The 22,661-nt window shown below is 74.6% G+C and carries 15 protein-coding genes; 3 read left to right on the forward strand and 12 right to left on the reverse strand.

All coding sequences use genetic code 11. The features are described from left to right. Positions 1 to 9: 9 nt before the first annotated feature. The 4 genes from ABGB16_RS18335 to prmC form a co-directional block, all read right to left on the reverse strand. Complete coding sequence (locus ABGB16_RS18335) at positions 10 to 2,118, reverse strand: transglycosylase domain-containing protein (RefSeq protein WP_347669299.1); 2,109 nt, start codon at positions 2,116 to 2,118, stop codon at positions 10 to 12. A 186-nt stretch (positions 2,119 to 2,304) separates the two neighbouring features. Next, positions 2,305 to 2,916 (reverse strand): phosphotyrosine protein phosphatase, encoded by a 612-nt coding sequence (locus ABGB16_RS18340; protein ID WP_347669300.1) that lies wholly within the window; start codon positions 2,914 to 2,916, stop codon positions 2,305 to 2,307. A 1-nt stretch (position 2,917) separates the two neighbouring features. Beyond that, positions 2,918 to 3,562: an L-threonylcarbamoyladenylate synthase gene (locus tag ABGB16_RS18345; RefSeq protein ID WP_347669329.1), complete on the reverse strand. Its 645-nt coding sequence runs from the start codon at positions 3,560 to 3,562 to the stop codon at positions 2,918 to 2,920. Beyond that, complete coding sequence (prmC, locus tag ABGB16_RS18350) at positions 3,562 to 4,521, reverse strand: peptide chain release factor N(5)-glutamine methyltransferase (protein ID WP_347669301.1); 960 nt, start codon at positions 4,519 to 4,521, stop codon at positions 3,562 to 3,564. The genes ABGB16_RS18345 and prmC overlap by 1 nt, the downstream gene beginning before the upstream one ends. 75 nt (positions 4,522 to 4,596) lie before the next feature. Between prmC and ABGB16_RS18355 the strand changes: the two genes are divergently transcribed. Next, on the forward strand, positions 4,597 to 6,147 hold the full coding sequence (locus ABGB16_RS18355; protein WP_347669302.1) for a GGDEF domain-containing protein: 1,551 nt from the start codon (positions 4,597 to 4,599) through the stop codon (positions 6,145 to 6,147). An 89-nt stretch (positions 6,148 to 6,236) separates the two neighbouring features. Here ABGB16_RS18355 and prfA read toward each other — a convergent pair whose 3' ends face one another. Both prfA and rpmE read right to left on the reverse strand, forming a co-directional pair. Then, positions 6,237 to 7,325, reverse strand: a complete 1,089-nt coding sequence (gene prfA / locus ABGB16_RS18360) for a peptide chain release factor 1 (protein ID WP_347669303.1) — start codon at positions 7,323 to 7,325, stop codon at positions 6,237 to 6,239. Between the two features lie 115 nt (positions 7,326 to 7,440). Continuing rightward, on the reverse strand, positions 7,441 to 7,665 hold the full coding sequence (rpmE, locus tag ABGB16_RS18365) for a 50S ribosomal protein L31 (protein ID WP_091450875.1): 225 nt from the start codon (positions 7,663 to 7,665) through the stop codon (positions 7,441 to 7,443). A gap of 258 nt (positions 7,666 to 7,923) precedes the next feature. Between rpmE and ABGB16_RS18370 the strand changes: the two genes are divergently transcribed. Further along, a complete protein-coding gene (locus ABGB16_RS18370; RefSeq protein WP_347669304.1) occupies positions 7,924 to 8,859 on the forward strand; it encodes an AAA family ATPase in 936 nt (311 codons plus the stop codon). A gap of 75 nt (positions 8,860 to 8,934) precedes the next feature. Here the strand turns inward: ABGB16_RS18370 and ABGB16_RS18375 are convergent, their stop codons facing one another. From ABGB16_RS18375 to thrB, 3 genes are all read right to left on the reverse strand, one after another. Beyond that, positions 8,935 to 12,414, reverse strand: coding sequence for a phosphodiester glycosidase family protein (locus ABGB16_RS18375; RefSeq protein ID WP_347669305.1), 3,480 nt, complete (start codon positions 12,412 to 12,414; stop codon positions 8,935 to 8,937). Positions 12,415 to 12,634: 220 nt separating this feature from the next. Then, the gene (rho, locus tag ABGB16_RS18380) at positions 12,635 to 14,758 is read right to left on the reverse strand and encodes a transcription termination factor Rho (RefSeq protein WP_347669306.1); all 2,124 of its coding nucleotides are present in this window, start codon (positions 14,756 to 14,758) and stop codon (positions 12,635 to 12,637) included. Between the two features lie 295 nt (positions 14,759 to 15,053). Further along, a complete protein-coding gene (thrB, locus tag ABGB16_RS18385) occupies positions 15,054 to 15,998 on the reverse strand; it encodes a homoserine kinase (protein WP_347669307.1) in 945 nt (314 codons plus the stop codon). Between the two features lie 101 nt (positions 15,999 to 16,099). Here thrB and ABGB16_RS18390 point away from each other — a divergent pair, with 101 nt between their 5' ends. Beyond that, positions 16,100 to 16,444, forward strand: coding sequence for a hypothetical protein (locus ABGB16_RS18390; protein ID WP_347669308.1), 345 nt, complete (start codon positions 16,100 to 16,102; stop codon positions 16,442 to 16,444). Positions 16,445 to 16,653: 209 nt separating this feature from the next. Here ABGB16_RS18390 and ABGB16_RS18395 read toward each other — a convergent pair whose 3' ends face one another. The 3 genes from ABGB16_RS18395 to thrC form a co-directional block, all read right to left on the reverse strand. Beyond that, the gene (locus tag ABGB16_RS18395) at positions 16,654 to 17,907 is read right to left on the reverse strand and encodes an MFS transporter (protein ID WP_347669309.1); all 1,254 of its coding nucleotides are present in this window, start codon (positions 17,905 to 17,907) and stop codon (positions 16,654 to 16,656) included. A gap of 127 nt (positions 17,908 to 18,034) precedes the next feature. Then, positions 18,035 to 21,292, reverse strand: coding sequence for an efflux RND transporter permease subunit (locus ABGB16_RS18400; RefSeq protein ID WP_347669310.1), 3,258 nt, complete (start codon positions 21,290 to 21,292; stop codon positions 18,035 to 18,037). A gap of 208 nt (positions 21,293 to 21,500) precedes the next feature. Next, on the reverse strand, positions 21,501 to 22,550 hold the full coding sequence (thrC, locus tag ABGB16_RS18405) for a threonine synthase (protein ID WP_347669311.1): 1,050 nt from the start codon (positions 22,548 to 22,550) through the stop codon (positions 21,501 to 21,503). Between the last annotated feature and the right edge of the window lie 111 nt (positions 22,551 to 22,661).

The following is a 22,661-nucleotide window of genomic DNA, read 5'->3' on the forward strand; positions in this document are numbered from 1 at the left end:
CGGGTGGGATCAGTTGCCGGCGCGCTCGGCCGTCACCCGGTAGGCGACCGACTCGCTGGGCGGGACGAAGTCCCGTACCGGCTGACCGCGGAGGGTGTCGGAGAGGACCCGGCCGACGACGTCGACCAGAGCGGGCACGACGGCCCCGCCGACGGCGTCCTGCGGGTCGTCGGGGTTCGCCGCCATCGAGGCGACGGCGAGCTGCGGGGTGAAGGCGACCACGGTCTCCGTCCCGTTATGCTCCGAGCTGCCGGTCTTGCCCGCCACCGGCCGGCCCAGCTTCTCCCGCAGGTCGGGGGCCGTGCCGCCGTCGCACCCCCGGTACATCGACTGGTCCCCCACCGGGCAGCGGGCCGCGTCCACCGCGCCTCGGGCCACCTCGGGGTCGAGCACCGGCTTGCACTCCGGGCGCCCGGCGGCGACCGGCCGGCCGGCGGCGTCGGTGATCGAGACGATCGGCGTGGGCGCGCAGTACGTCCCCTCCGCCGCCAGCGTCGCGTACGCGTTGGCCAGGTCGAGCGGGGTCGTGGCGGAGACGCCGAGGGTGAACGGCCCCCAGTTCTTCGCGCCGTACCGGGCCAGCCGGGCGTCGGAGGCGGCACGGAACCTGATGCCGAGCCGCTGGGCCATCTCGACCGCCCGGTCCGCGCCGACCCGCTCGATCAGCCAGGCGAAGTACGTGTTGACCGACCGGCCGAAGGCGTCCCACATGGTCCGGTAGCCGGCCATCGAGGGATCGGCGTTGGCGGGACACCACCGGCCGTCGCACGCGGCGGGGCCGCCGCCGGTCGGGTACCCGGTGACGATGCGGTGCGGGGCGTCGAACTCGGTGGCCAGCGGCATCCCCGCCTCCAGCGCGGCCAGCAGGGTGAACATCTTGAAGGTCGAGCCGGCCTGGTAGCCCTCGATGGTTCCGCCCCCGGCGACGAGCTGGTTGACGGTGTTCGGGCGGTTCTTCGCGCCCGGCGGGTTGGCCGCCACGCTGTAGTTCCGGTTCACCGCCAGGGCGAGGACCCGGCCCGTGCCCGGCTGCACCACGGCGGTCGGCGCCGCGCGGCGGTCGTCGACGTCGTAGGTCCGCAGCACCTGCTCCATGGCGCTGCGCTGCACCCCGGGGTCGAACGAGGAGACGATCCGGAAGCCGCCCCGGCGCAGGGTGCGCTGCCGCTCGTCCGCGTTCGCGCCGAACGCCGGCTGCTCGCTCCACCAGCGGGTGAACCAGTCGCAGAAGAAGCCCCAGTCCTGGTGCTTCTCGGGCACCGCCGTGCAGTCGTTCGGCGTCGCGCTCGGCTTCAGCGCCAACTGCTCGGCCTTGGCCGCCGCCGCCGCGTCGGGCGCGACCTGGCCGCTCTTGACGAGCTGGTCCAGCACGTACGCCCGGCGGGCCAGCGCCGCGTCGGCGTCCCCGTTGATCGGGTCGTCGGTGTGCGGCGAGCGGACCAGCCCGGCCAGCAGGCTCGCCTCGGCAAGGGTGAGCTCGCTCGGCGGCTTGGAGAAGTACCGCTTGCTGGCGGCGGCCACCCCGTACGCCCCGGCGCCGAAGTACGCGATGTTGAGGTAGCGGCCGAGGATCTCGTCCTTGTCCAGCTTCTGCTCCAGCGCCAGGGCGTACCGCATCTCCTTGAGCTTGCGGGCGGTGCTGATCTCGGTGGCGCTGGCCCGCTGCTCCTCGGTGAGCCGCGGGTCCGTGCCGAGCACGTTGCGGACGTACTGCATGGTGAGCGTGGAGGCGCCCTGTCGGGTTCCGCCGTCACGGGTGTTGACGGTGAGCGCCCGCAGCACGCCCCGCACGTCGACGCCGTGGTGCTGGTAGAACCGCACGTCCTCGGCGGCGACCATCGCCTGGCGCATCACCGGCGCCACCTCGGCCAGCGGCACGTCCACCCGGTCTTCGGCGTAGAACGAGGTGATGGGGGTGGTGCCGTCCTTGGCGTAGAGGGTGGACCGCTGGGCCGTGGGCGGTGTCAGCAGCGAGTCGGGCAGCCCGCCGGGGGTGAGCCGGCTGGCGCCGAACCCGAAGACCAGCGCGGCGGGCAGTGCCGCGACCGCGAGCGCGAGGCCGGCGAGTGTGCCGGCGATCAGCACGGTGAACAGCTTGTCGAGACGGACCCGGATCATCAGCTCTCCCCGTAGGAGCCCAGTCAGGTGCGGACCCGTCCAGAATGGCCACGCAACGGGCCAAACCTGACTGATTTTCCCGAAAGGGGTACGGATTTCGCGGGGGAGAACAAGCGGGACGGCACCGGACACGGCACCCCGGCCCGCCGCCCGGAGACGCCCACCCCGGGCGCCCGGGCGGCGGTGTCAGGGCAGCAGGACGGCGGCCAGCGGGTGGACCGTCTCCTCGATCTCGTCGGCGACCCGGCCGAAGCACTGGTCGCCGCGCCCCCACGGGTCGTCGAGATCGTCGGTGTGCAGCGCGGAGGCACCCTGTCGGGCGCCGTCCACGGCGGCGACCAGGGCCACCCCCCGGGCGTACACCGCGTCCGGGGCGGCGGCGGCCGGCGGCAGCGCGGCGGCGTCGACGGCGCCCAGCAGCCGGCCGAACTCGCCCAGCACGAAGGTGCGGGGCGCCGCGTCGGGCCGCAGCGCCACGACGTACTCCTGCTGGTCCGCCGTGGCGGTGAGCACGAGGTCGGCGGCGTCGACGAGGTCGGAGCGCAGCTTACGGGCGGCGAACCCGGCGACGTCGCCGCCGCGCGCGACCACCTGCCGGGCGGCCGGGGGGTTCATCTCCTCGCCCGCGTGCCAGCCGCCCGTGCCGGCGCTGTGGCTGTGCAGCAGCTCGTCCGCGGCGGCCGGGGCGAGGCCGCGCCGCGCCAGCCGCTCGCGGACGGCCAGCGCCAGCAGCCGCTCCGCCATCGGTGAGCGGCAGATGTTGCCCATGCAGACGTGCAGGACGGTGAACGGCGGCACCTCAGCCCACCCGGCTCTCGACGATGTCCGGCACCACGTCCCGCAGCTTCTCCAGCGCGATCGCCCCGCTGCGCAACACCCGGGGCACCTCCCCGGTGACGTCGACGATCGTGCTCGGCACCGGGTCCGGGCACGGCCCGGCCTCCAGGTACGCCCGGACGGCGTAGCCGAGCTGCTCCCGGGCCTGCTCGGCGGTGAGCGCGGCCTGCTGGCCGATCCGGTTGGCCGAGGCGACCGCCATCGGGCCGGTCTCCCGCAGCACCTCCAGCGCCACCGGGTGCAGCGGCATCCGCACGGCGACCGTCCCGCTGTCGTCGCCGAGATCCCACGACAGGCTCGGCGAGTGCTCGATCACGATGGTCAGCGCGCCCGGCCAGAACGCCTCGACCAGGTCGCGGGCCGCCCGGGGCAGCGTGAAGGTCAGCCCGTCGAGGGTGTGCCGGGAGCCGATCAGCACCGGCGGCGCCTGCCGGGTGCCGCCCTTGGCGTCCGCGAGGGCCTTCACCGCGTACGGGGTGAAGGCGTCGGCGCCGATCCCGTAGACCGTGTCCGTCGGCAGGACGACCAGCTCGCCGTTCTTGACCGCCTCGATCGCGGCGGCGACACCGCGGTCCCGGTCGGCCGGCGACCGGCAGTCGTAGAGCATCACGAGGAGCCAGTCTGCCACGCCGCGGCGCGGGCCCGGTCGCCGGCGGCCCGGGAGTCGTCGGCGCGGCGGCGGGCGGTGGCGAAGCGGGGCCGTCCCGCCAGGTCACGGTGCTCCTCGACCGCCTCGTACCGGCCGTCGGCCGCGAGCAGGGCGGGCACCGCGTCGCCGTGCGTGTCGTCGTGCTCGACGCCGAGCACCCCGCCGGGGCGCAGCAGCTCCGCGGCGCGCGCCAGCACCGGCCGGATCACGGTCAGCCCGTCCGCCCCACCGAAGACCGCCTCGTCGGGGTCGTGGGCGGCCACCTCGGGGGGTACGGCCACCGCGCGGGGCACGTACGGCGGGTTGCACAGCAGCACGTCCACCCGCCCCGTCAGCTCCGCCAGCAGGTCCGGGTCGGTGACGTCGGCGGCCACCACCGCCACGGGCCGGTCCCCGGCGGCCACCCGGTCGGCGGCGTTGCGGCGCAGCCACCCCAGCGCGGCCGGCGACCGCTCCACCGCCACCACCCGGGCGTCGGGCGCCTCCTGGGCGACCGAGAGCGCGATGGCCCCCGACCCGCTGCACAGGTCCACCACCAGCGGACGGCCGGCCCGCCGGGCCCGGTCGATCCCCCAGCCGGCGAGCAGTTCGGTCTCGGGCCGGGGTACGAAGACGCCCGGGCCGACCGCCAGCTCCAGGTGCCGGAAGGCGGCGCCGCCGGTGAGGTGCTGCAACGGCTCCCGGGCCGCCCGGCGGGCGACCAGGCCGTCGTACCGGTCGAGCTGGTCGGGGGTGACGCCGTCGGCCAGCGCGAGCCGGCCGCGGGGCACCCCCAGCACGTACGCGGCCAACAGCTCGGCCTCGGCGCGCGGCGCCTCGATCCCCGCCGCCGCGAGGACGCGGGCCGCCCGCGCCACGACAGCGGAGGGACGGAGGCGTTCTGACCCTTCGGACGGGTGTTGCGGGAAAGGGGCCACGCCATAATCATGAAGCGTCGCCGGGTCGCGCCACGAGCTGGTCGACCCGACCGCACACCGACAGGGAGGTCGCGGGTGGGCTGGCTCGACCGGGTCAACAGCCAGGTTGACGCCCTGCGACGGGCCCGCGCCCTGCAGGAGGTGAGCCGCTCCGCCGAGGCGTGCGCCCTGCTCGACGAGGTGCTGCGCGAGACCACCGACCCGTACACCCGCGCCGACGCGCTGGTGCAGCGCCTCTCCGCGTTGATCAATCTCGGTCGCACCGCAGAGTACACCCGGGCCATCGAGGAGGCGTCGGCGGCCGTCCGGGACCTGGCCGAGCCGTCCCTGCACGGACACCTCAACGCACTGGCCGCGCTGGCAGCGCACCACCAGGGGGCCCTCGACCGGTGCGTCACCCACCTGGTCAAGGCGGCCCGGGCGCTGAACGCCGTGGGGGAGGCGGACCGGGACACCGCGTGGGCCTGGCACGACCTGGCGATGGCGTACTCGTACCTCAGCTTCCACGGGTACGCCCTCAGCGCGATCGAGCGCGCCCGGCAGCTCGGGCTGGCCGCCGACATCCCCGAGGAGACGTTCGCCGCCCCGGGCATCCGGCTGCGCAACGCCGTCGCCCTCGACCACGCCGGTGACAGCGACGGCTGCCTGCGGGTGCTGCGGGACGTCGCCGCCGACCTGAGCCGGTTCCTGCGCGGCGGTCGCGCCGACGAGCTCCGCCCGAGCAGCCTCGCGGCCTACGGCTACGCCGCCGCGCGCCGGGCGGCGCTGGGCGACCGGGTGGAGACCGGCACGGCCGCGGACCCGTCCCGGCTGCTCGCCTACGGCGCGGACAGCGCCCGGGCCCGCGACATGCGCCAACTCGGCCAGGTCTGCCTGGCCATCGCGTCCGGCAACCCCATCCAGGCGGTCACCCTGCTGGACGCCGCCCGGGTGTCCAAGGAGACCCTCGGCGCGGCCGAGCCGGCCCGGCTGCGCAGCATCGCGTACGCGCGGGCCGGCGACCACGCGGCGGCGCACCGGGCCGACCGGCACGCGTTCCGGCTGGCGGCGCAGCGCAACGACCGGCTGCGGGACGTCTACATCGAGGGCATCGCCGCCCGGATCGACCACGAGGAGATGCGCCGCGAGGCGGCCCGCTACGAGGGCGAGGCGCTCACCGACCCGCTGACCGGGCTGCCGAACCGCCGCCGGCTGGAGCGCTACATCGCGGCGGTGGTCGCCCGCGGGGAGCGGGTCGTGATCGGCGTCTGCGACCTGGACGGCTTCAAGGCGGTCAACGACCGGCACGGCCACCACTCCGGCGACCTCGTCCTGCAGCGGATCGCCGGGGTGATCAACCGGGTCATGCGCCGGGGCGACTTCGTGGCCCGCTACGGCGGCGACGAGTTCGTGGTGGTGCTGTCGGGCGCGGGCATGACCGACGCGGCGGAGGTGGCCCGCCGGATCGAGGCGGCGGTGCGCACCGAGGACTGGGAGACCCTGGTGCCCGGCACGCCGGTCGGCGTGAGCATCGGCTTCGCGGAGGTCGACGCCACGGGTCCCGGGCTGCGCGAGGCGCTCGGCACGGCGTTCGAGGTCGCCGACCGGGAGATGCTGCGGGCCAAGACCCGCCCCCGCGCCAGCTGACCCCGCCCCCGGCCCGCCCCCGGGCCACTATTTCCAGGAAAAAGCGGCGCGTGCCTTTTCAGGGAACGCGCGCGTGGAGGCCGCGGCGGTCAGCGGCGGGTGAGCTCCGTGTCGCCGGCGAGGCGGGCGGCGCGGTCGGCCTCGGCGAGGGCGTCCAGGACGCCGTCCAGCTCGCCGGCCAGGGCCAGGTCCAGGTTGTACGCGGTGTAGCCGATCCGGTGGTCCGTGATCCGGTTCTGCGGGAAGTTGTACGTCCGGATGCGCTCGGAGCGGTCCACCGTGCGCACCTGCGCCTTGCGGGCGTCCGAGGCGGCGGCGTCGGCCTGCTCCTGGGCCACGGCGAGCAGCCGGGCACGCAGGATGCGCATCGCCTGCTCCCGGTTCTGCAGCTGGGACTTCTCGTTCTGGCAGGAGACCACGATGCCGGTCGGCAGGTGGGTGATCCGCACCGCCGAGTCGGTGGTGTTCACCGACTGCCCACCCGGGCCCGACGAGCGGAACACGTCGATGCGCAGCTCGTTCGGGTCGATGGTGACGTCGACATCCTCCGCCTCGGGCAGCACCAGCACCCCGGCGGCGCTGGTGTGGATGCGGCCCTGCGACTCGGTGACCGGGACGCGCTGCACCCGGTGCACGCCGCCCTCCCACTTGAGCCGGGACCAGACCCCGTTGCCGCCCTCCGGCACGCCCTTGGTCTTGATCGCCAGCGAGACGTCCTTGACGCCGCCCAGGTCCGAGTCCTGCGCGTCGATGACCTCGGTGAGCCAGCCGTGGCGCTCGGCATACCGGGTGTACATCCGCAGCAGGTCACCGGCGAACAGCGCGGACTCCTCGCCGCCCTCGCCCGCCTTGATCTCGACGATCACGTCCTTGGCGTCGTGCGGGTCGCGCGGGATCAGCAGCTCGGCGAGGCGTTCCTCCAGCGCCGGCAGGGTGGCGGCGATCGACTCGGCCTCGGCGGCGAAGGACGGGTCCTCGGCCGCCAACTCCTTCGCCGCGGCCAGGTCCGCGCGGGCCTGCTCCAGCTCGGCCGCCGCCTTCTGCACCGGGACCAGCTCCGCGTACCGGCGGCCGACCCGGCGGGCCGTGCCCTGGTCGGCGTGGATGGCCGGGTCCGCGAGCCGCTTCTCCAGCTCGGCGTGCTCGTCGAGGAGGGCGGCCAGGCGCTCACTGCTCATGCTCGGGTGCTCCTTCGACGACGGGGACGGCCGGCAACCGACCGGAGAAAAGGGGGGGCAATACGGACGGCGCCCGCGCCCGGCACGAAGCCGGACGCGGGCGCCGAACACGCAGTTACTTGGCCTTCTTGGCCTGAACCTTGGCGTACTTCTGCTGGAACTTCGCGACCCGGCCCGCGGTGTCGAGGACGCGCTGCTTACCGGTGTAGAACGGGTGGCAGGCGCTGCAGGTCTCGACGTGGATCGAGCCGCCCTTGGCGGTGCTGCGGGTCGTGAAGGAGTTGCCGCAGGAGCAGGTGACCTCGGTGGTCACGTACTCCGGGTGGATGTTGGCTTTCATGTCGCCTCGGTCCTCTCGTCGGTGGTCGCCGGGTCGCCGTACGGCCGGCCGCGCGGGGCGCGCGCGCCGGGCTCGGGCGTGAACCGGAACCAGTGGCCGATTGACCAGTGTGCCATGGGCGGGAGCCGACCCGTCAGGCGGGCCGCACAGCGGGTCCGGCCTCGTCAACGCACCCGCGCCCCCCTGCATTCCCGCCCGGCCGGGGACACATTCCCCCGTCGCCCGTGACCCGGCCGCGCCCCGGCGTACCGTGGTCTGGTGTCCGGTTCGCCCGAGAAACCGACCGGGACGCGGAGACCGCCCCGGCTGATCGCCACCCGGGGACTGCCCGCCTCGGGCAAGACCACCTTCGCCCGTACCCTCCAGCCCTCGGTCGTCCGCGTGAACCGCGACGACCTGCGCCGGATGCTGCACGGCGAGCGGCTGTTCACCCAGTGGGCGGAGGCCCAGGTCACCCGGGCGCAGCGGGCGCAGGTGGAGGCGCTGCTGCGGGGCCGGATCAGCGTCTGCGTGGACGACACCAACCTGCGCGCCCGGACGCTGCGGGACTGGGCCAGGCTCGCCGCCGACTGCGGGGCCGACTTCGAGGTGCACGACTTCACCGACGTACCCCTGGACGAGTGCCTGCGCCGGGACGCCGCGCGGCCGGAGGCCGACCGGGTGGGCGAGGAGGCGATCCGGCGGCTGCACGACCGCTACCTGGCCGACCGACCGCTGCCGCTGCCGGTGCCGGAGGTCATCCCCGGCGGCCCGGCCCGGGTGCACGACGTGCGGGGCGGCCCGCCGGAGATCGTCCTGGTCGACATCGACGGGACCGTCGCGCTGAACGTCTCCCGCAGCCCCTACGACATGACGCGGGTGGGCGAGGACGTGCCGAACGAGGCGGTGATCGCGGCGGTCCGGGCGATGCACGCCGCCGGGCACGGGGTGGTCTTCTGCTCCGGCCGGGACGCCTCGGCCCGGGCCGACACCGAGGCGTGGCTGGCCCGGCACGTCCGGGTGCCCTACCTGGCCCTGCACATGCGGGCGGTCGGCGACTCCCGCAAGGACTCGATCGTCAAGCAGGAGATCTACGAACGCGAGATCCGGCCCCACTACCGGGTGGTCGGGGTGTTCGACGACCGGATGCAGGTCGTCCGGATGTGGCGCGCCCTCGGCCTGACGGTCTTCCAGGTGGCCGAGGGCGACTTCTGACCCGGGGCCCCTGTCCGGTTCTGACGCGGGCCCCTGTCCGGCGCCGCCGCGCGGGACAGGGGCCCTCCTCGCAGGTCAGGCGGCCGGGGCGAGCGCGGCCTCGGTGAGGGTGACGGTGGCCTCGGCGCGTACGCCGTTGACCGTCACGGCCAGCACGACCGTCGCGCCGGGGCGCAGCGCCGACAGCTCGCCGGTCGCCGGGGCGAGGCGGGCGACGTGCCAGGGCCGCACGCCGTCCGCCCCGCCGATGTGGACGCTCGGCGAGGCGGACCAGTCCGCGCTGACCGGGGCGGCCACGGGCACCGTACGGCCGCCGGGCTGGGCCAGCGTCGCCGTGACCCGGGCCGGGGCGCCGACCGCCACGCTGGCCGGGGCGGCCAGGTCGAGTCGGTCGACGTGGGCGTGGAACTCGGCGGCCACCCAGCGCGGGCCCTCGGCGAGCGGGTCGCGGCGGACCCGCTCGGCCTCGGCCGGGGTGACCGGGTCGACGCCGAACTCGGTCCAGCCGGTGAAGCCGCCGAGGTGCGCCGGGGTGGACGGGTTCTTGCCCGAGTTGCCGTTGATCACGTACGGCACGCCGTCCACCCGGTCGGCGTGGAACGTCCCGACGTGGCCGTTGACGACGAGCGCGCCCTTGCCGGTGGTGTGCTGGAAGTCGGCGAGCCACTGCTCCACCAGCGCCGCCTCCTTCCGGTCGCCGAGCTGGCTGGCCTTCGCCGGGCTCGGGTCGCGGGGCGGGTGGTGGAACAGCACGGCGACGGAACCGACGCCCGCGTCGGTGGCGGCGGAGTCGAGCGCGTCGCGCAGCAGCCGGACCTGGTCGAACCCGCCGCCCCGCAGCGAGCCGGTGGCCGTGTTCAGCGTGACGAACCGGGTGCCGGCGTGGTCGAAGACCCGGGACGTGTCCCCGAAGACGGCCTGGAAGTTGCCGATCGGGGCACCCATGATCTCGTGGTTGCCGGGGACGTAGTAGTACGGCAGCTCGCCGCCCAGCTCCTCGTCGAGGATCCGCTTGGCCAGGGCGAAGTCCGCCGGGTACGCGGTGTCCACGAGATCCCCGTTGATCACCAGGAAGTCCGGCCGCGCCGCCTTGATCTCGCGCAGCGTACGGCGGGCCTGGGCGACCAGGTCGCTGTCCGGGTCGGCGGCGACGAACTGGGCGTCGGACATGACCGCGAAGCGCCAGGGCGCGCCGTCGACCGTGCCGTCGCGCAGCACCACCCGGTCGGTGCGCGGCGCCTCGGCCGGCGCGTCGAGGGTCGGGGGCACCTTCGCCACCAGGTCGTCGATGACGATCTGGCTGGTGTACTGGGCGGCGGGGTTGGTCTCGGCCACGTAGAACCGGCGCACCCGCACCGGGTACTGCACACCGGCGGGTACGGCGAACTCGACGTAGCGCCAGCCGGTCCAGGTGATGTACGGCCCGCGCAGCACGTGCTGGGTGTCCTGGGCGTCGTGCAGGTGCAGGCTGGGCCACTCCCCCCTGCCGTTGCCGTTGATCCACATGCCGAACGCCTGCGGCTGGCCGGGCACCTCGATCCAGGCGGGCGGGTCGGCGTACGCGGCCCGGGTGCCGGTGGACTGGCTGAAGTCGTACGACATCCGCAGGCCGGTGCCGGTGCGGCCCGGCGCGGGGGCGACGGAGCCGCTGGCCCGGGCCTGGCTGAACCGCCACGCGGCGGCGTCGTCGAAGGTGGCGACCGGGACGTCGGCCAGTCCGACGGTGACCGGCAGCGCCGCGCTGTGGTCTCCGACCCGGACGGTCACGAGCCCGGAGCCGGTGCCGGCGACCGCCCGCACCGACAGGTTGCCGTCCTCGCTCGGCGTGACGTCGAACAGGTCGTGGTCGTACTCCAGCCGCAGGTCGGCCGGCTCGATCGGGGCGGTGTTGCCCTCGGCGTCGTAGCCGACCACGCCGAACAGCGCGCTGTCGCCGGCCCGGTTCAGGCCCACGCGGTCCATCGTGGCGTCGATCCGGGCCAGCGGGCCGAGCACGGTGAGGTCGAGCGTGCCGCTGGCCTCGTCGCGCCAGGCGGTGACGGTGCTGTGGCCGGGCGCGCCGGCCCGGAACACACCGTCCTCGCTCACCTTGCCGTGGACGGCCGGGTTGGCCCGCCACGCCGGCCCGCCGGCCGCCGGGCCGTACGTCTCGTCATAACCCGTGGCGGTGAGCCGGCGCGTCAGCCCGGGGAAGACCCGGTCGGGGCGGCCGCCCCGCACGGGCGCGACGCCGGGGGCGGCGGTGGGGTCGCTGGCGGTGCGCAGCCAGTAGCCGGTGAGCCGGCCGCTGCCCTCGGGGGCGTAGATGGCCAGGCCGTTGGGGACGGCACGCTCGGCGCCGTCGGACGGGCTGTTCTCCACCCGGACGCTCGCCTCGCCGGGCCGGCGGGCGAGCAGCGTGGAGGAACCGCCACCGTCGAGGTTGAGCGCGTTCCAGGCCCCCAGCTCGGCCATCATCCGGCCCATCTCGGTCTGGGTGACGCCCCGGCTGTCCACCTGCCGGCCGTCCACGGTGAGCATGATCATCTTACGACCGTCGGCGGAGAAGCCGACCGAGGTGCGCGGCGCGAGGCTGGCGTCGGCGATGTTCTGCACCACGCCGTCGCGGACCAGCACGCTGCCGCCGCCGACCGCGGCGTGCAGGCTGCTGCCGTCGGACGGCTTCGGCCGCCAGGTCACGTCGACCGGGTCGCCCGGCCGCAGACCGGCGAGCGCGTCTGCCCCGGCGTCCCGGCCGAGCAGGATCGTCGTGCCGGCGGCGATCGGCCCGCTGCCGGCCGCCGGGGTCACGGTGGCGACGCGACCGCCGACCACGGCGACCTCGGTGACGCGGGCCGCGCCGGCCACCGCCCGCTCCCGGGTGTACGTCCCCCAGAGCGCGGTGAACACGCCGATGCCGCCCGCCTGGACCATGTTGTTGAACTGGGTGAGGGTGACGGGGCCGGCGGGCAGGGTGGCGGTGCCGTCGAAGTTCACCTCGATCACGCGGCCGACGCCCTCGGTGGTCACCGCCACCGCGTTGCGGTGCCCGCTGACCGCCGACTGGACCAGCGCGCCGGCCCGGATGCCGACGCCCTGCGCCGCGCCTGAGTTGTTGATGTCGAAGAAGTCGCCGTTGACCGCGGCGACGGCCCGGGAACGGTCCACCGCGCCGCGCAGCGGCTCGGCCTTCGCCACCGCGCCGGAGTTGACGTAGTCGACGGTGGCCCCGCCGGTGAGGTCGGTGGTCAGCGCGTCGGCGCGCAGCCAGCCGTCGGCGTCGTACCGGTCGAACGAGGTGAGCTGCACCCCGGGGGCGACCGGGCGGGTCGTCTTCGCGGTCTCCAGGCCGCCGGCCGGCTCGACGCCGGCGGTGCCCGGCATGGCGGTGGCGGGCCGGTCCGCGGCGAGGGTGACCGGCTCGGCGGCCTGCGAGGAGGCACGGGGAGCGTCCTCGGCGACCGTGCCGGCCGGGTCTTCGCCCGGCGCGGCGGTGACCGGCACCGGGCCGGCCAGCGTGAGCAGCGGCGTCAACAACAGGACGCCGGCGAGGTGGGCGGATCTGCGGGTACGCATGGGCGACAGTCAACCGGACAATGAATAGAAGTTTCAATAGGCGACGCCTTAACCGAAGGAAAACTCCACCGGCGGGACGGCCCGGCGCCCGGTGATCCGGCGCGGCCCGACCCACCGTCGACGTACCGGATCGGCGCCCCGCCCTCCGGCGGGCCGCGCGGACGACGAAGGGCACGGCCGCGGACGGCCGTGCCCTTCGTCGATCCCCGACCGGGAGGGGTCACTCCCCCGGCGTGGACTTCGCGATCTGCATCAGGAACTCGATGTTGGTGCGGGTCTGCTTGAGCCGGTCCAGCAGCAGGTCCAGCGCCGCCTGCGAGTCCAGCGAGTGCAGGACCTTGCGGAGCTTGTGGACGATGGCCAGCTCCTCCGGCGCGAGCAGGACCTCCTCCTTACGGGTGCCGGAGGCGTTGATGTCGACCGCGGGGAACGTCCGCTTGTCGGCGATCTTCCGGTCCAGCTTCAGCTCCGCGTTGCCGGTGCCCTTGAACTCCTCGAAGATGACCGTGTCCGCCATGGAACCGGTCTCCACCAGCGCGGTGGCGAGGATGGTCAGCGAGCCGCCGTTCTCGATGTTGCGGGCCGCGCCCAGGAACCGCTTCGGCGGGTAGAGCGCGGTGGAGTCGATACCACCCGACATGATCCGGCCGGAGGCCGGTGCCGCCAGGTTGTACGACCGACCGAGCCGGGTCACGGAGTCGAGCAGCACGACCACGTCGTGGCCCAGCTCGACCAGCCGCTTCGCCCGCTCGATCGCCAGCTCCGCCACCGTCGTGTGATCCTGCGGCGGACGGTCGAACGTGGCCGCGATGACCTCGCCCTTCACCGACCGCTGCATGTCGGTGACCTCTTCCGGCCGCTCGTCCACCAGCACCACCATCAGGTGGCACTCCGGGTTGTTGCGGGTGATCGCGTTCGCCAGCGCCTGCAGCACCATCGTCTTGCCCGCCTTCGGCGGGGACACGATCAGCGCCCGCTGGCCCTTACCGATCGGCATGACCAGGTCGATCACCCGGGTGGTCAGGATGTGCGGCTCGGTCTCCAGCCGCAGCCGCTCCTGCGGGTACAGCGGGGTGAGCTTGTAGAACTCCGGCCGGCGCCGCGCCTCCTCCGGCTCCATCCCGTTGATGGTGTCCAGCCGGACCAGCGGGTTGTACTTGTCCCGCCGCTGCTCGCCCTCGCGGGCCGCGCGCACCGCTCCGGTGATCGCGTCACCGCGGCGCAGGCCGTACTTCTTGATCTGGGACATCGACACGTAGACGTCGTTCGGGCCGGCCAGGTAGCCGGTGGTCCGGACGAACGCGTAGTTGTCGAGCACGTCGATGATGCCGGCCACGGGGACGAGGACGTCGTCCTCGCCGACCTGCGGCTCGCGGGCGCCCTCGCCGCCCTCGGCGCGCTCGCCCCGGCCGCGACGGCGGTCCCGGAACCGGCTGCGCCGGCCGCGCCGGCCGCCGCCCTCGCCGTCATCGTCGCCGTCGGTGTCGCGCTCGACGCGCTGGCCACGGTCGTTGCGGTCACCGCGCTCGGCCCGCTCGCCCCGGTCGGCCCGCTCGCCCCGGTCGGCCCGCTCGGCCCGGTCGCCGCGCTCGGCCCGCTCGCCCCGGTCGGCCCGCTCGGCCCGGTCGCCGCGCTCGGCCCGCTCGCCCCGGTCGGCGCGCTCGGCCCGCTCGCCCCGGTCGGCGCGCTCGGCCCGCTCGCCGCGCTCGGCCCGCTCGCCCCGGTCGGCACGCTCAGCCCGCTCGCCCCGGTCGGCACGCTCAGCCCGCTCGCCGCGGTCGACACGCTCGCCGCGCTCAGCCCGGTCGGCACGCTCAGCCCGCTCGGCCTGGTCCCGGGTGCCCCGGCCCTCGCCGCGCTCCCGGCGGCCCTCGCCGCGCTCGGCGGGCTCGGTGGCGGGTGCGGCCTCCTCGACACGGGTCTCGGCCGGCCGGTTCTCGGCCTCGGCGGCCCGGGTCTCAGCCGCGGCGGCGGTCGCCCGGCTACGCCGGGCCCGGGTCCGCCCCTCGGTCGGGGCCGCCGGCTCGGCGGTGCGCTCGGCACCCGACGGGGCGACCTCCGCGCGCACCTCCTCCCGGACGGGAGCGACCGCAGTCGCGACGTCGGCGCGCGGTCGAGGGGTCCCGGCGGCGGCGCCGCCCTGCCGCTCGGAGATCGCGCTGATCAGCTCGCCCTTACGCATGCGAGCCGTACCAGAGATGCCGAGCGACGCGGCCAGGCTCTGGAGCTCCGGCAGCAGCATCGCCGACAGACCGGTGCCGCTACGCCGACGGCGGGCGGGGGCGGCGGTGGCTTGGCCAGCGACGTTGGAAACATCCGACGTCACGTCGGTGGTGTCGCTCAATGGATTCCTTCCCTCGATAGGCCGGGACTGCCCGGAGTCGACAAGCAGGTGGCCGGGCGGCCTCGGTGCACCCGCCTCGCATGACGCGTCGCGGGAGTCTGTGACACAGCAGCCGGTCGGTTTCCCGACTCACCAACCTCGGTGAGCAGGTCTCGCCGTCTGCGGCGACCTGTGGAAACTGCGGTGCGGCGTGAGCCTTTGGCAGGGGTGACGGGCTGACCGCCGATAGCTTCGGGGGTGCGCCGACCCGCAGGAAGATCGCATGCTTCGCGGCTGTGCTAGGTCTAGAGCGTAATCAACTCTTCCGACCTGCGGCAACAGGGTCCCGCTCGGCGTGTCCAAGTCTACCCCTGGCGACCCGCGCCCCGTGCACGTCTATACCCAACCGCCAGGTCTGCCAACCTGTTCCCGGCGAGAAGCCCTCCGGCGGCTCGGCCAGCGCCAGGACCGTCGGGCCCGCCCCACTGACCACCGCCGCCACACCGGCCGCACGCAGCGCGTCGACCAGCGCCGCCGTGTCGGGCATGCCGGCGGCGCGGTAGCCCTGGTGCAGCCGGTCGACCGTGGCCGGCAGCAGCAGCGCCGGCTCGGCGGTGAGGGCGTGCACCAGCAGCGCGGCCCGGCCGGCGTTCAGCGCGGCGTCGGCGTGCGGCACGGTCGCGGGCAGCGCGGCCCGGGCGGCGGCCGTCAGGCCGCGCTGCTCGGGCACGAACACCGTCGGCCGTACGGCCTCGGCGACGGGCAGCGAGACCGCCCGGGCACCGGACGGCTCCGTCCAGGCGACGGTGAAGCCGCCGAGCAGGCAGGGCGCGACGTTGTCGGGGTGACCCTCGATGTCGGCCGCCAGCCGCAGTGCCGCCGCCTCGTCGAGCCGGCTCGACCCGTCGGTGACCAGGGCCCGCGCCAACTGGACGCCGGCAACGATCGCGGCCGACGACGAGCCCAGCCCCCGGGCCTGCGGGATCCGGTTGACGCACTCCACGGCGAAGCCCGGCGGCTGGGCGCCGAGCGCCTCGAAGGTGGCCCGCATGGCGCGGGCGACCAGGTGCCGCTCGTCGCCGGGCAGCTCCCCGGCGCCCTGCCCGGTCACCGTCACCCGGACGCCGTCGGACGCCACCTCGGCCGCCACGTCGTCGTACAGTCCGAGCGCCAGCCCCAGCGCGTCGAAACCCGGCCCGAGGTTCGCGCTCGTGGCGGGAACCCGGACCCGCACCGGCCCGGATACGAATGTCGTCGGCACGGGCCCATGCTAGGCCGCCGGACCGACAGACGTTCGCCCGGTCGGTGGGATCCGATCATCTGAACTAACCTGGCCGCCGACGATCATGCGGGAGGACCACGGTGGAGATCCTGAACAATTCATTCGTGCAGGCGTCCCTGCGCCTGCCCATCCTGCTGGTGCTGGTGGTCGGGCTGGTGGTGACCCTGATGGCGCGCAAGCGGCTGCCCGGCAGGTGCGTGGCGATGCTGGTCTTCGGGGTGCTGGCGTCGTTCCTCGGCGTCCTGGTCGACCTGGCCGGGGTGTTCGCCATGCCCCACCTCTACCGGTCGGGAGCGGTGTCGTTCTCCACGCTCACCGGGCTGGGCACGGCGATCGGCCTGCTGAGCACCGTGTTCGGTGCGGTCGGGCTGGCCCTGCTGCTCGCTGCGGCGGTCGCCGGCAGACAGCCGTCCACCCCCCGCTGACCGCCCGCCCCCCTGCCACCTGCCCTGCCGCCGGCCGGCCCCCGCCGCCGCTCGTCGGCCGCCCGTCGGCCGCCCGCCGCCGCCCGTCCGCGGTGATCAAGAGAAATGCGTCGGCGTTGATCTCCGCGGCGACGCAAACCTCTTGATCACCGGGGACGCGAGGGCGGGAGGGCGCGGGAGGGCGCGGGAGGGTAGGCGCGGGAGGGTGGTCAGCGGGCGGCTGCCTCCGGGGCCGGGGTGGGCTCGTCGGCCGGGTCGGTCAGCGACAGCCGACGGGTGGCGATCCGCCAGCCGACCGCGTAGACCACGGTGACCAGGCCGCAGCCGGCCAGCACCACCCGCTCGTCGACGATGTCGACGACCCCGGCCACCACCAGCTGGCTGACCGAGATGGCGAGCGTCGCCAGCATCATGTCGGTGGCGAAGACCCGTCCGCGCAGCCGGTCCGGCACCTCGCCCTGGAGGGCGAAGTTGGACATCACCCAGTTGCTGCCGCCGGCGAAGTGCGCCACGAAGACCAGCGCCAGCACCAGCGGGAACCAGCGGGCCACCGAGACGCCCACGTACGCCAGCCCGTACAGCGACATGGACAGGGCCAGGCCGGTCAGCAGCCAGGCCCGGTTGGTCAGCACCCGACGCATCAGGATCGGGCCGACCAGCGCCCCCGCCCCGCGTACGGCGAAGAGCAGGCCCGTGCCGATCGGACCCACCCCGTACAGGCCGGCGAGCAGGGGGAAGACGGTGAGCACCCCGTTGCCGAGGCCCACCGCCGACTTCACCGTGACCAGCCCCAGCACGCGCGGGCGGTGCCCGATGTAGCGGAGCGCCTCCCCGATCGCCGCCCAGGTCCGCTGGGCCGGCACGGCGGCGTCCCGGGGTGCCTGCAACGGCCGGCGGATCAGCGCCGCCAGGCCGGCGGCCAGCGCCAGGCCCGCGGCGGCCACCCAGAAGGCGGCGTACGGGCCGGCGGCGGCGCTCAGCACACCGCCGAGCGAGGCGCCGACGATGGTCATGGTGCCCCAGGCCGAGCCGGCGACGGCGTTGCCGGCGGCCAACTCGTCCGGGTCGAGCACGTTGGGCAGGGCGGCCTGCGCGGCCGGGGAGTAGAACGCCTTCGCCACCGCCACCACGGCGATCGCCACCATGGCCAGCCACGCTGTTCCGGCGCCCCGCACGCCGAGCAGCAGCAGCACGCCGAGCAGGGCCGCGACGTTGGCCGCGATCATGACCTTCCGGCGGTCGAACCGATCGGCGACCGCCCCCGTGAACGGCAGTAGCAGCGCCACCACGCCGGTGTCCACGGCGAGCACCAGCGCCCCCCAGATGCCGCTGCCGGTCAGCTTCGGCAGCAGCACCAGCAGCGGCACCATGACGAACCAGTCGGCGCCGAAGACCACCAGTTCGGCCAGGAAGAGGTTGCGGAAGTTCCGGTTGCGGACCAGGACCGAGAGGGTGGGCGACACGTCCGGCAACCCTACCCGGCGTGACGGGGGAGCGGCGCCCGCCGTGGCCGCGGGCCGTCGTTGCGGCGGAAGCCGGAGACGCCCCCGCCGGGTCGGGCCCGGCGGGGGCGTCAGCGGTACGCGTCGGCTACTCGGTCGGCGGCAGCGGCGACTGCCGGCTCCTGGGCAGCCGGAGCACCTCGAACTGGTCGGTGCCGTCGACCAGCGCCCGGGAGGGGGCGGTCCGGGCCGAGGCCGCCGCACCGGCCGGCACGGGCTCGGCCGGGTCGTCCGTCGCCCCGCCGCCGTCCGCCGCCGCCTCCGGGGTCGACCCCCCGGTACGCCGCCGCGCGCGCCGGGCCCGCAGCGACTCCTTCGTGAACTCGACCATGGCGTAGAGCGTCGGGACGAGCACCAGCGTGAGCAGGGTGGAGGAGATCAGGCCGCCGATCACCACGATCGCCAGCGGCTTGGAGATGAAGCCACCCTCGCCGGTGAGGCCGAACGCCATCGGCAGCAGCGCGAAGATCGTGGCGACGGCCGTCATCAGGATCGGCCGCAGCCGCCGCCGGCCACCCTCGACCACCGCCTCCCGGACCCCCATGCCCTGCGCCCGGTACTGGTTGATCAGATCCAGCAGCACGATCGCGTTGGTCACCACGATGCCGACCAGCATGAGCACGCCGATCAGCGCCGGCACGCCCAGCGGGGTGCCGGTGGCCAGCAGCAGGCCGATCGCGCCGGTCGCCGCGAACGGGATGCTGACCAGCAGGATCAGCGCCTGGGTCAGGCTGCGGAACGTCGCCACCATGATCAGGAAGACGATCGCGATCGCGGCCAGCACGGCGAGGCCGAGGTCGGCGAACGCCTCCTCCTGGTCGGCGCTGACGCCGCCGATCCGCAGCGTCGCCCCCGGCACGTCGATGGCGTCCAGCTTCTGCTGCAGCTCCTGGGTGGTCGCGCCGAGGTTGGCGCCGGTCGCCGTGCCGGTGACCGAGACGCTGCGCTCACCGTCGATCCGGGTCACCTCCTGCGGCCCCTCGGCCTGGGTGACGTCGGCGATGTCGTCCAGCTTCACCGGGCCGACCGGCAGGGCGCGCAACTCGTCCACCGTCGTCGGCGGCTGGCCCGCGCCGCGCAGCACCACGTCCTGCTGGACGCCGTCCACGCTCACCTGCCCCAGCGGGGTGCCCCGGTACAACTGGGCGACCAACTGCCCGACGGCCGCCTCGCTGAGCCCGACCCGGGCCGCGGCCAGCCGGTCCACCGTGACGTCGACCCGCGGCACCCGCTCGGCCAGGCTCGTCGAGACGTCCTCGACGTCGGCGAGGTCCGCCATCGCGGCCCGCGCCTGCTCGGCCGCCCGGGCCAGCACCTCCTGGTCGGCGGCCTCGACGACCACCTCCAGCCGGTTGGCCGAGGCACCGCCCTCGCCGCCGCCGAAGCTGATCTCGCCGGCGTCGGCGCCGAGCGCGTCGAACTCCCGGCGCAGCGTCCGCCTCGCCTCGGCGGCGTCCGTGTCGCCGTCGAGGGTCACGGAGAAGGTGGCGGAGTCGTTGCCCCCGCCGCCCGCCCAGGGCTGGTCGTTGCCGCCGGCGGTCACCTGGTACGTCTCGACGCCCTCGGTCCGCTCCAGCACCGCCTCGACCCGGCGGGCCGCCTGGTCGGTGGCCGCCAGGCCGGAGCCGGCCGGCAGCTCCTGGGTGATCGTCAGAGTGTCCTGGCCGGAGTCGTCCAGGAAGTTGGTCTTCAGCGCGCTGGACAGGCCGAACGTGCCCAGCAGCACGAGCAGGCCCAGTGCCAGGGTGATCCATCGGGTCCCGCGGGACCGGATGGCGAAGCCGATCGCCGGCAGGTACGCCCGCTGCAACGGGCTGCGCAGCTCCTTCTCCTCGGCCGCCCGCCGCACCGCGGCGTCGTCGGCGCCGGCCGGCTTCGGTCGCAGGAACCAGTACGCCAGCACCGGGATCACCGTCAACGAGACCAGCAGCGAGGCGAGCAGGGCCACCGTCACCGTGATCGCGAACGGCGCGAAGAGCTGCCCGACGAAGCCGCCGACGAGCGCGATCGGGGCGAAGACGGCGACGGTGGTGAGCGTCGAGGCGGTGACGGCGCCGGCCACCTCGCGTACGGCGGTGATGATCGCGTTCCGCTTCGGCTCGCCGTACTCCAGATGGCGCTTGATGTTCTCCAGCACCACGATCGAGTCGTCGACGACCCGGCCGACCGCGATGGTCAGCGCGCCCAGGGTGAGCAGGTTGAGCGAGTAGTCGCCGATCCAGAGCGCGATCAGGGCCACCAGCACCGACAGCGGGATGGAGACGGCGGTGACCACGGTGGAGCGGATCGACAGCAGGAAGACCAGGATCACCACGACCGCCATGACCAGGCCGAGCAGGCCCTCGGTGGTCAGGCTCTCGATGGACTTCTCCACGAACGGCGCCTGGTCGAACACGACGGTCAGGTCCGCGCCGACGCCGGCCCCCAGGTCGGCGAGCCGGTCGCGGATCTCGTGGGAGATCTCGACGGCGTTGCCGTCCGGGGCGGCCGTGACGGCGATGCCGAGGCTGTCCTTGCCGTTGGTCCGGGTGAACGACGTCGCCGGGGCGAGCTGCTGCTCGACGGTCGCCACGTCGCCGAGCCGCACCGGCGCGGCCTTCGGCGCGGTCGGGGCCAGGACGATGCCCCGGAGGTCGTCGATCGAGGCGATCGGCGTGCCGACCTGGACGGTGAGCGAGCGCGAGCCGTCGGTCACGGCGCCGGCCGGAACGGCAACGCCGTTCGTCTTCAGCGCGGTGCCGATCGCGGTCGGCGCGAGCCGCGCGGCGGCCAGCTTCGCCGGGTCGGGGGTGATCGTGACGACCTCGTCCCGGGTGCCGGTCACCGCGACCGTGCGAACTCCGTCGATCGCCTCCAGCTCCGGCACGACGGTCTTGCGCAGCTTCTCGGCCAGGGCCCGCTCGGCGCCGCCGCCGGCCGCCGCGATCACCACGGCGGGCAGGTCGTCGGTGGTGCCGGTGAGGATCTGCGGGTCGACGCCCTCGGGGAGCTGGCTGTCGATCCGGCTGAGCGCGGTCTCCATCTTGTTGACCACGGTGTCGAGGTCGGTGCCGAACTCGTACTGCACCTGGACGACCGTGGAGCCCTCGCGGGATGTCGAGGTCATCGCCTCCAGGCCGGGCAGGCCCTGGAGGCTGTTCTCGATCGGCTCGGTGACCTGCGACTCGACGATCTCGGGCCCGGCACCGGGGTAGACCGCCACGATGAACGCGCCCGGGAACTCCAGCGACGGCAGGAGTTGCTGCTTGAGCGACGGTACGGCGAACGCCCCGAACAGCGTCACGACCACCGCGACGAGGGCGACGAGCCCTCGATTGGCGAGGCTTGATCTGGCGAGCAGCGACATCGGCGTGGCTCACTCCTGGAGGAAGGCGGACAGCTCGGTATGGAAAGTGTGCCGGACCCGATAATCTCCGCCGTCGACGGGTCGCGCCGCCCCGTCTCCGTCTACTGCGGAATCGAGGCGGCGCGTGAGCCGAGGGCGCCTCGGCCAGGTCGAGCGCCCGGTCGCGAGCCGAGGGTGCCGCAGGCGCCAAATCGTGAGCCGGGGCGCCTCAGGCCAGGTCGAGCGAGCGGGCGGCGGCCAGGGGGTCGTTGGCGATGGTGACCGGGGCCGGGGCGGTGGAGATGGCCCACTCCGGGTCCTTCAGCCCGTGCCCGGTGACGGTGCAGACGACCGTGGCGCCGGACGGGACCCGGCCGGCCGCGGCCTGCTGGAGCAGGCCGGCGACGCTGGCCGCGCTGCCCAGCTCGACGAAGACCCCGACCTCCCGGGCGAGCAGCCGGTACGCGGCCAGGATCTCCCGGTCGGTGACGGCGGCGATCAGCCCGCCGGAGGCGTCCCGGGCGTCGAGCGCCTTCGTCCAGCTCGCCGGGTTGCCGATGCGGATCGCGGTGGCGATCGTGGACGGCTCGGGCACCACCCGGCCGGTGACGATGGGCGCCGCCCCGGCCGCCTGGAAGCCGTACATCTTCGGGGCGCGGGTGGCGTTGCCGGCGCGCAGGTCCTCGCCGTAGCCCAGCCAGTACGCCGAGATGTTGCCCGCGTTGCCGACCGGCAGGCAGTGGATGTCCGGCGCGTCGCCGAGCGCCTCGACGATCTCGAACGCGGCCGTCTTCTGCCCGTGCAGCCGGTCGATGTTGACCGAGTTGACCAGCGCGACCGGGTAGTCCTGGGCGAGCTTGGCCGCCAGCGCGAGGCAGTCGTCGAAGTTGCCGTTGACCTGGAGCAGCTTCGCGCCGTGCACCAGCGCCTGGGCCAGCTTGCCGAGGGCGATCTTGCCCTGCGGCACCAGGACGGCGCAGGTGATCCCGGCCCGGGCCGCGTACGCCGCGGCGGATGCGCTCGTGTTGCCGGTCGACGCGCAGATGATCGCCTTGTTGCCGGCCTCGACCGCCTTGGAGACGGCGACCGTCATGCCCCGGTCCTTGAACGAGCCGGTCGGGTTGGCGCCCTCGACCTTCAGGTAGACGTCGCAGCCGAGGCGGGCGGAGAGCACCGGCGCGGGCAGCAGCGGGGTGTTCCCCTCGTGCAGCGTGACGACGGGGGTGGCGTCGGTGACCGGCAGCCGGTCCCGGTACGTCTCGATCAGACCCCGCCACATGTCGCTCTCCTCGCCTCGCCCGCCCCGGTCGTCTCGGGGGCTTCACCCAGCGTGGACCAGCCTTTCGGGCCGGTCGCCGGCACACCCTCCTTTAACCATCAGGCGGGACGG

Source organism: Micromonospora sp. B11E3 (assembly GCF_039871625.1).
Classification (GTDB): Bacteria; Actinomycetota; Actinomycetes; order Mycobacteriales; family Micromonosporaceae; genus Micromonospora.